Source organism: Methylobacterium sp. AC315 (assembly GCF_979253755.1).
The window spans coordinates 1-13,345 of the sequence record NZ_CEEDEA010000007.1 but is presented as its reverse complement, the minus strand read 5'-3'; the positions used below and the strand labels follow the sequence as shown (position 1 = coordinate 13,345).

General features: G+C 61.6%; 14 protein-coding genes and 1 riboswitch. Of the genes, 4 read left to right on the top strand and 10 right to left on the bottom strand.

Going from position 1 to position 13,345, the window contains the following annotated elements; genetic code table 11:
- Positions 1–159: 159 nt before the first annotated feature.
- The 3 genes from AC0IY0_RS13840 to AC0IY0_RS13830 all read right to left on the bottom strand — a co-directional run bounded on the left by AC0IY0_RS13840 (position 160) and on the right by AC0IY0_RS13830 (position 4,884).
- Complete coding sequence (locus AC0IY0_RS13840) at positions 160–771, bottom strand: PilZ domain-containing protein (protein WP_471764122.1); 612 nt, start codon at positions 769–771, stop codon at positions 160–162.
- Positions 768–4,019 (bottom strand): bifunctional diguanylate cyclase/phosphodiesterase, encoded by a 3,252-nt coding sequence (locus AC0IY0_RS13835; protein ID WP_471764121.1) that lies wholly within the window; start codon positions 4,017–4,019, stop codon positions 768–770. Before AC0IY0_RS13835 ends, AC0IY0_RS13840 begins: the two co-directional genes overlap by 4 nt.
- 250 nt (positions 4,020–4,269) lie before the next feature.
- Positions 4,270–4,884 carry a PilZ domain-containing protein gene (locus AC0IY0_RS13830; protein ID WP_471764119.1) on the bottom strand — a complete coding sequence of 205 codons (615 nt, stop codon included), beginning with the start codon at positions 4,882–4,884 and terminating at the stop codon, positions 4,270–4,272.
- Positions 4,885–5,367: 483 nt separating this feature from the next.
- Here AC0IY0_RS13830 and AC0IY0_RS13825 point away from each other — a divergent pair, with 483 nt between their 5' ends.
- Entirely contained in the window at positions 5,368–5,724 is a 357-nt protein-coding gene (locus AC0IY0_RS13825; protein ID WP_471764117.1) for a hypothetical protein, read from the top strand.
- A gap of 104 nt (positions 5,725–5,828) precedes the next feature.
- Here the strand turns inward: AC0IY0_RS13825 and AC0IY0_RS13820 are convergent, their stop codons facing one another.
- Both AC0IY0_RS13820 and AC0IY0_RS13815 read right to left on the bottom strand, forming a co-directional pair.
- On the bottom strand, positions 5,829–7,955 hold the full coding sequence (locus AC0IY0_RS13820) for a TonB-dependent receptor (protein WP_471764317.1): 2,127 nt from the start codon (positions 7,953–7,955) through the stop codon (positions 5,829–5,831).
- A 145-nt stretch (positions 7,956–8,100) separates the two neighbouring features.
- Positions 8,101–8,309: riboswitch (cobalamin riboswitch) on the bottom strand.
- 16 nt (positions 8,310–8,325) lie between these two features.
- Positions 8,326–8,571 carry a hypothetical protein gene (locus AC0IY0_RS13815; RefSeq protein WP_471764116.1) on the bottom strand — a complete coding sequence of 82 codons (246 nt, stop codon included), beginning with the start codon at positions 8,569–8,571 and terminating at the stop codon, positions 8,326–8,328.
- On the opposite strand from AC0IY0_RS13815, the gene AC0IY0_RS13810 reads away from it, so the two are divergent.
- Positions 8,570–8,932 (top strand): hypothetical protein, encoded by a 363-nt coding sequence (locus tag AC0IY0_RS13810; protein ID WP_471764114.1) that lies wholly within the window; start codon positions 8,570–8,572, stop codon positions 8,930–8,932. The genes AC0IY0_RS13815 and AC0IY0_RS13810 overlap by 2 nt on opposite strands.
- On the opposite strand, the gene AC0IY0_RS13805 is transcribed toward AC0IY0_RS13810, so the two are convergent.
- The gene (locus tag AC0IY0_RS13805) at positions 8,901–9,479 is read right to left on the bottom strand and encodes a PAS domain-containing protein (protein ID WP_471764113.1); all 579 of its coding nucleotides are present in this window, start codon (positions 9,477–9,479) and stop codon (positions 8,901–8,903) included. The genes AC0IY0_RS13810 and AC0IY0_RS13805 overlap by 32 nt on opposite strands.
- 190 nt (positions 9,480–9,669) lie before the next feature.
- On the opposite strand from AC0IY0_RS13805, the gene AC0IY0_RS13800 reads away from it, so the two are divergent.
- Complete coding sequence (locus tag AC0IY0_RS13800) at positions 9,670–9,921, top strand: hypothetical protein (protein ID WP_471764112.1); 252 nt, start codon at positions 9,670–9,672, stop codon at positions 9,919–9,921.
- Between the two features lie 33 nt (positions 9,922–9,954).
- Here AC0IY0_RS13800 and AC0IY0_RS13795 read toward each other — a convergent pair whose 3' ends face one another.
- The 4 genes from AC0IY0_RS13795 to AC0IY0_RS13780 all read right to left on the bottom strand — a co-directional run bounded on the left by AC0IY0_RS13795 (position 9,955) and on the right by AC0IY0_RS13780 (position 12,611).
- The gene (locus AC0IY0_RS13795) at positions 9,955–10,509 is read right to left on the bottom strand and encodes a PAS domain-containing protein (RefSeq protein WP_471764111.1); all 555 of its coding nucleotides are present in this window, start codon (positions 10,507–10,509) and stop codon (positions 9,955–9,957) included.
- 321 nt (positions 10,510–10,830) lie between these two features.
- Positions 10,831–11,247 carry a helix-turn-helix domain-containing protein gene (locus tag AC0IY0_RS13790; protein ID WP_471764315.1) on the bottom strand — a complete coding sequence of 139 codons (417 nt, stop codon included), beginning with the start codon at positions 11,245–11,247 and terminating at the stop codon, positions 10,831–10,833.
- A 454-nt stretch (positions 11,248–11,701) separates the two neighbouring features.
- The gene (locus AC0IY0_RS13785; RefSeq protein ID WP_471764110.1) at positions 11,702–12,166 is read right to left on the bottom strand and encodes a Ros/MucR family transcriptional regulator; all 465 of its coding nucleotides are present in this window, start codon (positions 12,164–12,166) and stop codon (positions 11,702–11,704) included.
- Positions 12,167–12,398: 232 nt separating this feature from the next.
- Positions 12,399–12,611 (bottom strand): hypothetical protein, encoded by a 213-nt coding sequence (locus AC0IY0_RS13780; RefSeq protein WP_471764109.1) that lies wholly within the window; start codon positions 12,609–12,611, stop codon positions 12,399–12,401.
- A gap of 361 nt (positions 12,612–12,972) precedes the next feature.
- Between AC0IY0_RS13780 and AC0IY0_RS13775 the strand changes: the two genes are divergently transcribed.
- The gene (locus AC0IY0_RS13775; RefSeq protein WP_147939597.1) at positions 12,973–13,263 is read left to right on the top strand and encodes a DUF2312 domain-containing protein; all 291 of its coding nucleotides are present in this window, start codon (positions 12,973–12,975) and stop codon (positions 13,261–13,263) included.
- Positions 13,264–13,345 lie beyond the last annotated feature (82 nt).

Here is a 13,345-nt window from a genome sequence, read left to right as displayed (position 1 = left end):
GTGACGGTCGCTTTACGGCATGGCAGCCGCGACACACCGGGCGATGGTGCGCCTCGACGGGTTCGCCCACGACCTCCCGACCGCACGAAGTCGTCTCGATCTTCTCGCGGACATGGGCGAGATCGAGATGTCGAAGAATGGCCAACAGATAGGCTCACATCAGAGCAGAACGCCCGAATTGAAGGTCTGATCGCTGAACGGCAATCTAAATTGCACGGAGATCACGGCGCCCTCGACGCGTACGATCGTGGCGTAGCGCTTCCCGACCGTCACCGCCGAGCCCACCGCGATCTTCATCACCTCGAAGAGTTCGATCTTAGCCCCCGTCCGCGAAAGGTCGAGGATCACAGCGTGTTGGATCGGTCCTTCCGGAAGCAGCACGGTCACTGCACTATGATCCGGCATGATGCGAGGGTCACCACGTTGTTCGACCGTCAGGGCACTTTGCGCTGTATGCCATGCCAGCCGGACAGTGAGGCGAATGCGGCGCTCAGCGCTCAGGACCGGGTGCAAGTCGAAGCCCGCCGCGTTCGTCGCAGCGATCCGTCCAGGCAATGCGCCGATCGTGTCGAAGTAGCAAACCACAGAGTCGTGGATCTGCCCCGGCGCCCCGGTAACGATCGCGATTACGTCGAGACCATTGAACCGCGCCCGGCAGACATGCTCCGAGCCTCCCTCGACGATGACCCGTCCCAGGAAAAGCGGACCTTCCGCATGGGATCCTTCCGCCGCGTCCTGTTCGTCGGGCATCGGGTAGATCAGACCACTCATGCCGCTGCTCTGGCGCGTGACGACACGATGAAGGCCCGAGCCTCGGACGCCGGAAGTGGCCTGCTGAACAGGAAGCCTTGCACCTCGGTGCAGCCCTCGTGGCGGACTAGTTCGAGTTGCTCCTCGGTCTCGACGCCTTCCGCGACGATACCCATGCCAAGCCGCTCGCCGATGCCGACGACGGCCCGCACGATCGCCGCCGCGTCCGGATCGGCGATATCGCGGATGAAGGCCCGGTCGATCTTGAGCTTGTCGAACGGGAAGCGGCGCAGATAGCTCAGGCTGGAATAACCGGTGCCGAAGTCGTCCAGGGCGATCTTGACGCCGAGAGCACGCAAGCGGTGCAGACACGCCAAGGCCCCCTCCGCATCTTGCAACAGGACGCTCTCGGTCACCTCCAGCTTCAGGCGCCATGCCGGAAGGCCGGTGCTGGCAAGCGCGGTGAGAACGGCCTCCTCCAGCCCTCCACGGAACTGGACCGCCGAGACGTTTACACCGACCCGCAGGGCGTCGGGCCACGACATCGCCTCGCGGCACGCCTCCTTCAGCGCCCAGGATCCGAGCGGAACGATCATCCCGGTCTCCTCCGCGACCGGGATGAAATCGCTCGGCGAGATCAGTCCATGGACCGGATGCTGCCAGCGCATGAGCGCCTCGAAGCTGACGGTTGAGCCGGTAATCACGTCCACCACCGGCTGGTACATCAGGAAGAAGTCGCCCCGGCGGATCGCCTCCTTCATGTCCATGGCGAGGAGGCTGCGCGTGACGGTGCGGGCCTGAGCCTCGGCTTCGTACAGGCGGTAGGTGTTCCGGCCCGCAGCTTTGGCCTGATACAAGGCCATGTCCGCCCGGCGGAAGACATCCTCGGCCGTCTCAACGTCGGTAGACACGAGTGCGACGCCGATGCTCACGGCGATGTCGATCGACAGGCCGTCGAGCGGGATTGGCTCGTCGATGGCGGCGATGATGCGCTCGCACACGCTGCGGACCGCAGGCTCACCGTCGATGTCGGCGAGGATCACCGCGAACTCGTCGCCCCCCAGGCGCGCCACGGTATCCTGGACTCGCACGACGGCATTGATGCGTTCAGCGACGATGCACAGCAACTTGTCGCCCGCGAGATGCCCGAGCGTGTCGTTGACGGCCTTGAACCGATCGAGGTCGCAGGCGAGCACCGCGTAGCGGTTGGGCACACGCGCTGCCTGCTTCAAGGCCCAGTCGAGGCGCTCGCGGAACAGGGAACGGTTCGGCAGGTCGGTCAGGGCATCGTGATGGGCCATATGGGCGACATGCATCTCGGCGACTTTACGGCGTGAGATATCGATCAGCGTCCCCACGAGACGTAGTGCCCGACCATCCACATCACGGCTGACCGCCCGCGCCCGATGGAGCACCCATAGGTGGCTGCCATCCGCCCGCACGCGCCGATATTCGGCCTCAAAGGTCGGCGTGTGGCCGAGAAGGTGCGCCTGAAGGTGCTCGTCTAACTCCTGCCGGTCATCTGGGTGGACGGTGTCCATTAGGGCACTGCCACGCTCGGCCAGTCCGTCCTCGGCGCCCCCGAGTTTGGTGGTCCAGCTTCGCGACACCCAGATCGCATCGGTCGCGAGGTCCCAGTCGAACAGGCCGTCCTCGCCGCTGTCTAGGGCGAGAGCCAGCCGCTCCTCGCTACGCCGGAGTTGTGCCTCGCTCTCGCGTAGGGCCTCCTCCGACGCGCGACGGGCTGATACATCGAGATGTAAGCCAACGAAGCGTACCGGTTCGTTTGTTTGTGTATCGAACGTGACGCGCCCGAACGTCTGGATCCAACGGAGCCGCCCGGACGGATCCAGCGTTCGGAACTCGGACACGAAGGTCGAGCATGTCTCGATCGCTTGCCGCACATCATCCCACAATGGCGGGAGGTCGTCAGCGAACACACACGCTTCCCATTGCGCGCGGGTCAGGACCGCGGATCCTGCTTCGTCGGTGCAGGCAACGCCGTGCATCCGGGCGCTTCCCGGCGAGAGATGAACCCGGTCGTTGGCCACATCCCAATCCCAGACCGCGGCGCCCGCCGCGTCCTGAGCCAGGAGAAGCAAATCTGTCTTGGCTTGAAGCTCGCAACGAGACACGACGATGTCCTCGATGTCGAGGGCGGTGCCGAGCCACTCCCGATAGGACCCGTTCGCCTCCAACGGCACGGCCATCAGCTTGTGCCACCGGTAGGAACCGTCATGGCGACGTAGCCGGGCTTCGCCCGCGAACGGGATCCGCGCGGTAATCGCGGCCTGGACGCTCGCGAGATGACGCGGTGCATCGTCGGGGTGGAAGCGTCGAGCACGATCTAACGACCGGGCGTCGGGACCGTGAAAATGTTGAAACTTCTCGTTGGCATACAGGACCGACCCCGTGTCGTGAGAGAAGACCCAAACCATCTGCGGCAGGATCTCGGTGAGGGTGCGGTGCCGCTTGTCCTGCTCGGCAAGGGTGCGATGAGCGTCTTCAGTCGCCTGCCGGGCGGCACGCAGTCGCCGGAGCACAGGCAACGTCAAGGCGAGGGCGCCGGTCACGAGCACCAGGGTAAGGCCGACCATGACCCAGATTGATCGGGTCAGGGGAGCGTTCAGCGCAGCCGAGGTGATCCCGACGTTGACCAGCCAACCAGAGCCCGGAAGACGCCGGTAATGAACCTGGATCGGTTCGCCCTGTATGTTCTCGCCGAACCACAGGCCACGCTCACCCGTCCGTTCGGTGACGCCCCGCAGCACCTGCCCGATCGTCAGGGCGCTGTTGGCTGACCGGCCGAGAACCCGACCTTGGCGATCGATTACCGATCCGAAGTAATCCCCATCGACACCACTGAGCTTGAGCCGGTTGGTGATCGCAACCGGATGGACCGAGGCACTCAGGATGTAGCGGACCTCGCCATCTCGCAGGACCGGCACCCCAATCGCGACCAGTGGAACCTTACCGCCCTGCCGATCAATCAGGTCCGAGACCATTGGTTGCCGAAGGTCGCGGATGAGATCGTCCTGCCGCCGGAGGGATTGGATCGCACTTTGGTCGATCAACCCCGACGTGTTAACGCGAACGGCCCCGGCTCTGTCCAGCAGGATCAGACCGACCCCATCCTGATCCAGAAGCTCGCGGACTTGGGCCTCAAACCGCGCGAAGTCGCCATGGTCCAGGGCGGGTGAACTTGCCAGCGCTTGAAGGATGCTGATCTGCTCTTCAAGGTAACTAGTGAGATCGTCGGTTGCCTTCATGGAGATGGAAGTTGTGGTCGCGAGTGACCGTTTCTGCTCTGAAGAGACCCATTGCGCTGTGATGCCCCCGACCAGAAGTAGGAATGGAACGACCAAGCTGACGGCGACGACGAAGGTCGTCTTGATTGTAGGTGACGCATGGGCGCTGTGCAAATTCGGTCCCATCACTGCCCTGTCCTGAACACGTCGCTGCAACAAGAGATGCGTTCGCAATAAGAACTTGATGAGCGCCGCAGATCGTTCGACCTCTTCATAGCCGCACCCGCTCGTCGAAGTTATGCGGTGTGAAGGGCTGCTCGAACTGAACGGCGATGCCCGCCTGAAGCAGCCGCACCACCACGGCGTATCGAGCACCGACGCGCACACGCGTCCCAGTGAATGGGATCTCCGCGCCAGACAGTGTGATCGCCGCACCGGATATCGAGATATTGTTGATTGATCCGCGTAGGACGAGACGTTCCCCAAGCCGGACCTCGACGCTGCGGTGGAATGGGACGAGGCGGCGCGCGCGGAGGAGTTCAGCAGTCTGGGCGGCTTGGTGAGACTGTCTCTCCAACTGTGCTGCGACTAGATCGCGTCGGCTCAACTTGACCGAGAAATTGACGAGAAAACCGTGCTGAGTTCGCGCGGATACTTTCCCAGGCAGAAGACCAATCTGATCAAAATAACAAACGACAATCTGACCTATATTTATATCGATGTCGAGCAAGACTTCAGCGGAATCAACTGTCACACTGCGAGCCGAGCAAGCGAATTCCTCCCCTGTCGCAATTAAAATCCGGCCCGGTAACGGAAGTTCAAGTTGCACCTGTGGTACGGTATATGATTGTGCGCGATCTAAAATGTAAGTGCTGGCTGTGGTCATTCGGGTTCCTCGGGACCGATTTGACGATTATTAGATTTTGACGCGTCGGACTTGATGACTACTCGGATCAGAATTTTAGAAATGGATGCGTGGAACTCGAATGTCGATCTTAGGTTTAGCCGATTAATAGAGTCTATACGTAGTCTGTATTTTGCTTAGACTGATAATTTTGAATACCAATCCGAGATAGTACATTTATACTGGTAGAAAATTGCGCAGGTTTGAAAATACGATCCCTGCCAGCAACTTGTCCGTTCGAGGGGCGGCACGCCCGATGATTTCGCCCCGCAGCGGGAGGGCAACTTCCCGCCCGCACCATCGTTCTCGGACAACCACGTCGAGGTGACTCGGGCGAATTGAGGTTGTCGTTCTCGACTGCTGTTCGTCTTCGAGGGCTGAGACGCAGCAGTTAGGGCTCGTGGACCAACCCGCCTCAACCAGCACCGCCTCATGACCTCCTGACGTTTCCAGCCCCTCGGAGACATGGACGAGATCCGCACGCCGAAGAACAGCCCGCAGATGCGCGCGCAGGGCCGTGGGCGGATGTTGAGCCAAGATGGCATCCAAGACCCCGAAGCCGGTGAAACCCTCTTCAAGGCCCGGATTTCGCTCGGTACGCCCGGTAGGACGACGATATCTCCGTCGTCAACGTGCCGAACGCCAAGGACGAGATCGTCGCCGACCTATGGGGCATGGATGGCTACCCCGGCGTCCGATGTCCTCACGGAAAAATTCGAGCCGAACGTCGATGCGATGACGACTGATGTCGAACGCGGGATCGGCTCGCCGCTGGTTCAGCCGAGGGAATATCTGCCGAAGCGACACCGGGGGAACGGCTGACCCACGACATGGCTCGGCAGTACGGGTGGCAGCACGATCGCCCGCTGTCCCGACAGATCCTTGAGCACCTGAACGAGTTGCAAGTCGTCTGATTTGATCCGCTGTTAGAACCGTCCTGCGATCGTAAGGCGAACAGCGGTCGGTTCAACAGGATGGAAATGGCGATCTATGAGCCCTTCGGCAGGCTCACCCGGTAGACGCGAGACGTAGGCATAGGTGATTTGATCGGACTTGCTGTTGGTCAGGTTCAGCACGTCGAGCGAGACGCTCAAGCCGTTTTCGAAGTTGTAGCCGACCCGGCCGTTGAACAGCGCGGTCTCCCGCGACCGGATCGAATTATCTTCAATCAGGGGGCGTGGGCCGAAATAGCGGAACCTCAGCGACCCGAACCAGCCAAGCGGCTCGCCAAAGGTGACGCCCGCCGACGCGATGGTGGTGGGCGCCTCCGGCACTCGGTTGCCGACCGGGTCGTAGTCAGAGAACCGGGCGTTGGTGATCGTCAAGTCGCCTTCCAGTGACAGCCAAGGTGTCACCGCATAGCGGTTGGTCCACTCGACGCCGAACCGCCGGGTCGGGCGGCTCGGCTCCGTGGTGCCGGTATCGCCCTGAAACAGGTTCTCCGAGGCGAAGTCGAGTCGGAACAGCGCTACTGCGGTCTCCAGTCCGGCGATTGAGCGGTTCCGCAGGCCGATCTCATAGCCGGTCGAAGGCACCAAGAATGGTGAGCGGGTGGTGTTGAACAGCGAACTCGTCGGATCGATGGTGGCGGTCACGCCGCGCACGTCGTTCGAGTGGAAGCCGCCGCCGTAGTTCACGTAAAGTTCGGTGTCGAACCACGGCCCGAGGGTCAGCCCGAGCTTTGGGTTGACGATGCTGTCGCGTGCCCGACCCGAGTTGGCGGGCGTGTCGGAGACGACGCTGGCGTAGTAACCGTCTGCGCGGAAGCCGATTGAGGTGCGTAGCCAGTCGGTCCAGCGCAGTCGGTTGTCGAAGTAGAAGGCTCCGCTTGTTTCCAGCACCCGATCGTCGAGCACGCCAGAGCGGTACTGCCGGTTCGTGGTGTTGAAGAGGCCGACCCGGATCGAGTCAGTGCGGGTTTGGACGCCGATCTCGTTCTCCATCGGCCGCCCGAACCAGTCGCCCTGGAAGATGTGAAGGGCCTCGCCGCCGCCGATGATGCGCTGATCAAGCTGGTGAAACTGGTCGCCATTGACGGGGTCGTTGAGGAAGTAGGTGAAGTCGTTGAACAGGTTCAACTGGGACCGGATCACGTAGCCTGAGGCCCGCGTGATGCCGGTGTCGTCCGTCGCGCTGAATTTGCCCGAGAGCGAGAAGCGCGAGGTGTCGCCGCCGTCCGTAGGGTTGATCGTGCCGTAGCGGCTAATCAGCCCTTCCGTGACGGCGCGCTCGGGGATCTGGTTGGTGGCGGTCCAGCGGGCCGCGTAAGCCATGCCGGTGACGGAGAAGCCGTCGAGCGCCGTGCCCTGGCTGTAACGGGCGACACCGTTGATCTTGCGCAAAGCGTCGGGGACAACCCACGGCCCGTCGTAGACCTGCGCCTCGCCTGCAAAGAGGAGGTTGCCCTCGCCCAGCGGCACGGTGGTGATCGACAGCGCACGCTTATAGCCAAAACTGCCGATCGAGGTCAGCGCGACGTTCTTGGCTGTCGTGTCGAGGTAGTCGATCCGGACCGAGCCCGCCGAGGCGAAGTCGCCGTCGCGCACGAAGTACGGCCCCTTGTGGAACTCGACCGCGCCGACAAGTTCGGGGATCAGGAAGTTGATGTCGGCGTAACCCTGGCCGTGGGCATGGGTGCGCATGTTGAGCGGCATGCCGTCCAGGAACAGGGCGATGTCGGTGCCGTGGTCCAGGTTGAACCCACGCAGGAAGAACTGGTTGGCCTTCCCCTCCCCACTATGCTGAGTGACGATCAGACCGGGCACCGACTCCAGCACCTCGCCGGGGCGCGTTACTGGGCGGCTGTTAAGCTGCGCTCCGCTGATGACGCCGGAACTGGCGGAGTCCACCGGTCTGCTGATCCCGCCGATACCCGTCGTGCCACCGACGTAGCCCGCGCTCGCCGAAGGACCGGCCTGTGGAGACGCAGCAACAGCAGTCTCTGCGGTGACGGAGATCTCGTCCAGCGTCGCTTCAGTGGTGGCTGCTTTCGATGCGGATCTGCCTTGAGCTACGGCCGCTGATGCCAAAGCGGCGAGGCCAAGCCCCGACAAGGTCGAGAGCGTTCGGTTCGTTGAACGAAGGGACACAGGAGCCTCGGGCGACGGCAGTGGCACGTCACCGCGAACAAGTCCGAGAAGACCGCTTCAGGACGGCCGTCTCGATACCCACCAGGACACCCCGCCCGATGTGTTTCGCGTGTGACCACGACTGACGGCAGGTCTCCTGGCTCACGGGTCGCCGCCCTTGCACCGTCTTCCCGGATGAGGCTCATCCAGTGACGCGGTGGTGCTGGGCTCGCCGCTTACAGTTGCGGGGGCAGCCGCGGCATCGGAGTGGTCCTCACGGACTGATCCTCACCGCGTTCCCTTTTGATCCCCGAGGGAACCGTCGATTAGTAAATGACGCCGGATTAAAGGGTGGTCAATCGACGTTGCAAGACGCGCGCTGGGTGTTGCCAAGCAGCGACATATTTTCAAATGCAGACGCCTTTCCGCCTTTGACGATGGGTGACCAGTACCGCTGCCCAAGATTTAAAATCGAACTTCGCCCCCATCGGTCACGCTTAAGCCGCTCCGGCATCTCGGAGTACAACGAGTCCAACACGGCGCGGAAAATCAGGCCGTCGTAGTCCGGCACCGCACCCTTCAGGGCAAGCAGGCGGCGCATGGCATTCGACCACCGTCTCCGACATCTCGAAGAACATCGCGTTGATCTTCAACCCACCCGCGATCCGCCCTCCGGAAATATTATCCGTCTCGAAGAACTTCACCGAAAGGCGCATCTGGATGGGCTAAGACGACGCTTCCGCGGGACCGCCAGTCAGATATTGGTCGATGATGGGAGCCGGATCGTCGTCGGCACCATGACGACATGTTCTTCGACGAATGGTGGTGAGCGGCGCGGCACGACGAAGAACATCTCGGGAAGGTGCAGGAGGGCGGTGGGCAAGACCGCGCTGATCGGCCAAACTTTCGCGGTGCGAGTTCTCAACGGCCTTAAGATTGAGCGATGGCTCGACCGAGGCTGAACAAGAGTACATCAGTCGCGGCCCGCACCTCCGCCGGAGCGTCGTCGCCGAGGATCTGCTTTAACGCAATGGCGAGGTCGGCGGCCCGGTCGAGCGGATCATCGGCCTGCGATGACCTTCCCATGACGTACCGTTCGCCGCCATCGCGCATCTCAGTAATGTCGATCAGGATCCCGCAGGATCGCAGCGGGCGGCCGAAATGATCCTGATAGGTCCGGCCGCGGCTGAGCAGCCAACTCACTGCTCCGTCAGGAGCAACAACCCGGTACTCGGACACCACGAGGCCGCCAGCCCGAGCGGCCTTCCTCATGTGCTCGGCCAGCCATTCGCGGTCATCGGGATGTACGGCAGCAGCACCGGACATCCCCGTGATCTCGCGCTCGGCCAGATCCGGATCACCGGTCAGAAGGCGGGCCGCACCAGCGTCGTAGCTGACGACCCCACGGGTGTGATCCCAATCCCAGGTCCCGACGACACACGAGGCTTCCAGCGCGCCCCTGAGGCGCTCCATATCCTCGCTGAACCCATCGATGGCGTTGATGCGCATAGCGCCTCGCAAAACTTGATGTTGAGTTGTGGCCGCCTTGGCACGAGCGAACGAACATAAACAAGCGTCAACAACCTCTTAGGTTGCATTCCCCTTTGTTCTGCAACCCAGCGCCTGCTTGGTGTGTTATGCATACCTGCCCTAGAAATCCGTCGCCGCATCCGTGAGGCGAGACGCCGAGCGAGATGCCATGCGTGACGATTTCAAGAACCCCGACGATGAACGTGAGAGTCGAGGATCGCTGGCTCGGATCAGCGATGCGCTTGGCGTCCCGGTAACGGCGTTTTACGGCTTCGACGCCGACGCGGTCGGGCATCTCCAGCGCGAGCACGAGGCGCAAGTGCTTGCGGCCGTACGAGCGTATTTGCGGGAAGTTGATCACGACGCTGCCCGACGCTTCATCACAGCGGTCCAGGGACTGGTCGAGACCGGACCGAAATAGTCTGACGTCTCCCGGTTCGCCTTCTCGTGTCACTTAATGAAGCCGATCACCCGGCTCCGATGAGCCCATGTTCCGCGCCAGTAGTATGCCTGCCACTGTCAGCGCCTGCCGAAGAACCGGCAACAGTTCTGGAGCATGATCCTGTTCCACGATCGAGTGCGCCATCAGCAGATGATCGGCCACGAGTTCGAGCGTCGAGCCCGGTGGCGTCGTTGGGCTCATGGGCGGTGGTACGAAGCGCGCGAGCGTGCCGTAGGCAGTCAACGGTTCTGAGCCGCTGACGGTGATCTCTGTCAGCGAGCCGAGATAGCCAAGGAACGTGTGGTCCGGTGGCCCGTAGGAGGGCACAGCACCGATCATCACCCAGGCGTAGCTCTGGTCCGCTCGGCGCAAGCGCAGGCGTAGGCTGTACTCGCTCTGCTGATCCCTGGCACTGCGCAGAAAGGTGACCGCCGGTTCGCGATCATCGGGGTGTACACACTCGAACCAGCCGTGTTCGGCGGCATCTGGGGCAGCCTGTCCAGTGAAGGCGCACCATTCCGGGCTGACGTAGGTCACTCCTCCGGTCGCGCTCGCCACGAAGATCATCCGCTGGGCTCCTCAGCAGGTCTCGCAGGAGCGCCGGGCGACGTGTGCAAGATCTGGTTGATGCGCCCATTCCTCCGGAGTGGCGAATGGTGTGGCATCACAATCTGGTACAGCCTAACCGGATCTGACGTGATCGTCCTACAAATTTGCTCCCAAGCTGAGGGTCACGGGAGGCCGAGACCGGAACGCCGGTTTCAGACATGCCTCTCTGACTGCGGCTGCCTGAGCCAGATCGAACGCCTCGATCTCGACCGGCCTGACCGTCCCCGACAGCGTGATCACGGAGCGGGTCATCACCGCCAATACCGAGGGCGGACGCGGTCAGTTCTTGGCAGGCGCCTGTCGCAGGCTGGCTGCCGCCTTCACGATCGACAGGACGCTGTCGCGCGTCTTTTCGTCGGAGATGCTTGTGAAGGCCATGACGAGGTCCATGACTTTCGGATCGTTAAAGAATGTCTGGGCTCCAACCTCGGCCTCAGCCGATCCCGGCTGACCGGCGAAGAAAGTCTCGACCGGCACCTTCAGGACATCGGCTATCGCCTGGAGTCGTCCGGCGCCGACGCGATTGCGGCCCTTCTCGTACTTCTGCACCTGCTGGAAGCTGACGCCGATCGCCTGCCCCAACACCGTCTGGCTCAAGCCCTGTGCGGCACGGAGCGCCGCGATACGACTGCCAATCGTGCGATCAGCGTCCGTCGCCAGTTTGGGCGCATTGGTTGAACTGACGATGGCGGTCATTGGAAAGCGGCTTTCAGGTGATGCGGCCAGGGTTGGCCGAAGCGACGATCGCCCTTCAACCACATAACGCACGATTGAGTTGCGCACAGAAATGCAATCCAGGCGCGCGTCAATCGCTCAGCTTGGCCGCATCCGGTCAAAACCGCACCTACGCAGTCCGCCTTGATGAGTATGTGGCGCCGTCCTGACATCAGCCGAGCGCGCCCTCTCGCATCGACAACGATCCATTAACCACGATCCGGCAGGTTGCTCTGAGCGACCGGCGGAAGCGCCGAGCGCGGACAGAGCAGCACCGCCTCCCCTGATGACACGGTGCGGCCTCGCCGACGCAGTCGCATCAAGCCCGTTCCTGGGAGACCAGGGCGGGCTTTGCTCGTTCCGGCTCAGATGGTTCGCTATGATGCTCTCCCGCCAGCCGGTGATCAGATCGGGCGACGGGGCCGAGCCGTTCAGATCAGGCTGATTTGCGAGCCTTCCGACCATGCCCGGCCATGACACCCGGCTGGCCGAGCCCGATCGAGTTGGAGATGGCGGAGCGCCGCTCAGAATAGCTCGAAGCGACCATCGGGTAGTCCGCAGGTAAGCCATAGCGCTCGCAGTAGCTCTGCGGGTTAAAGCCATTCGCGGTCAGGTGGCGCTTGAGCGTCTTGTAGGTCTTGCCGTCGATGAAGCTGACGATACCGTCGTGCTGGACCGATTTGCGGATTTGGGCCGCGCTCGGCCTTTTCACCTCTACATCTGGAACGACGGCATCTGGAACGCCGCCAGAGGTTAGCTCTGAAACGATGCGTTGCACGCTGTGAATGAGCCCCGGAAGCCCAGCGACCGGCACGGAATTGTTCGAAATGTATGCAGCCACGATATCGGCGGTTAACGCGACAATTTCGTGATGGTGTTCGAATTTTGTATTATCTTCCATGGACCCACCCTGTAACATTCATTTTTCTGGCGTCGGTTGCGGTTATTAAATTCGGCAATAATTAAGAAATCGAAACTGCGGTCAGTTGACACAGACATTATCCTGCCAGTTGAAATTGAAAATTAAATTTGACCGGCGGGAGATCGAGACCGCACCAGCTTCGGCGGATCTTTAGTCAAGCCTTGCTCTACAAGTTGGTGCATAAATCGGTGCGAGCGACGCCGCTCGCGCCTCACTCTGGGGACTTGCCGCCCCCTGCTTCCGGCGCGATCGACACACTCTCCACCAGGACGCGGATCATCTCGGAGCGGTCTTCGAGCATCATGGCGGGCGGCTCTCCCACTAGCGCCTGCCAAGCCGCCATGAACTCGGCTTGTGGTATGTGGACGAGCCTGTCGTCGTCTTCGGATATCGCCTCAACCAGTAGGGTGCGTTCGATATTCATGTATGTGTTACGCATACGACCCCAGCCGTGTTTCATCACGACTTGATTAGGGTAAAAAAAATCTAAATCTCAAGAAGGTACTGGTCTACATTGTTGCCATAATAACCAATAACAAGGACACCTTCCGCTTAAATTTCGTACTACGAAAAACGCCCGACGTGCCGTCTTCGAAGATCATCACGAGGGCGTCCCCGATCTCGCAGTCACCATTTTCGTACAACGAAAAACGACCGGTCGGTCAGATATAGGCCCGATGTTCTTCACCGCGTCGAAGAACGTGATCGTCGCCACCCCGTCGCCGATTTACGTCCTGCTAACCCTGAGCCGCCACGGTCACTCCCTTCATCGTAGGGATCAGCACATGGCCGATAAGATCGAGATCACCGACACCGTCGCCGTCGCGGGCGAGCGCATCTGCTCCATCATCGAGCGGATCGAGCGGGTCGAAGAAGAGATCAAAGATCTGATGGAGGCCAAGAAGGAGATCTTCGCCGAGGCCAAGGGCGAGGGCCTGGATGTTAAAATCCTGAAAGAAATCCTGAAGATCCGTAAGCAGGACAAGGATGAACGCGATGAGCACGAGACGCTCCTCGACGTGTACCTGCGCGCCATGGATGCGCCGTCGTCCGCGCCCCTCGCCGAGGCGGCCTGAGCCTTAGAGCGCCTAACAGAACCGTCTGATCTGGTTGAGAGTGATGAGGCTGGCGGCGAGGCTCGTGAAGGCCTCGTAGATG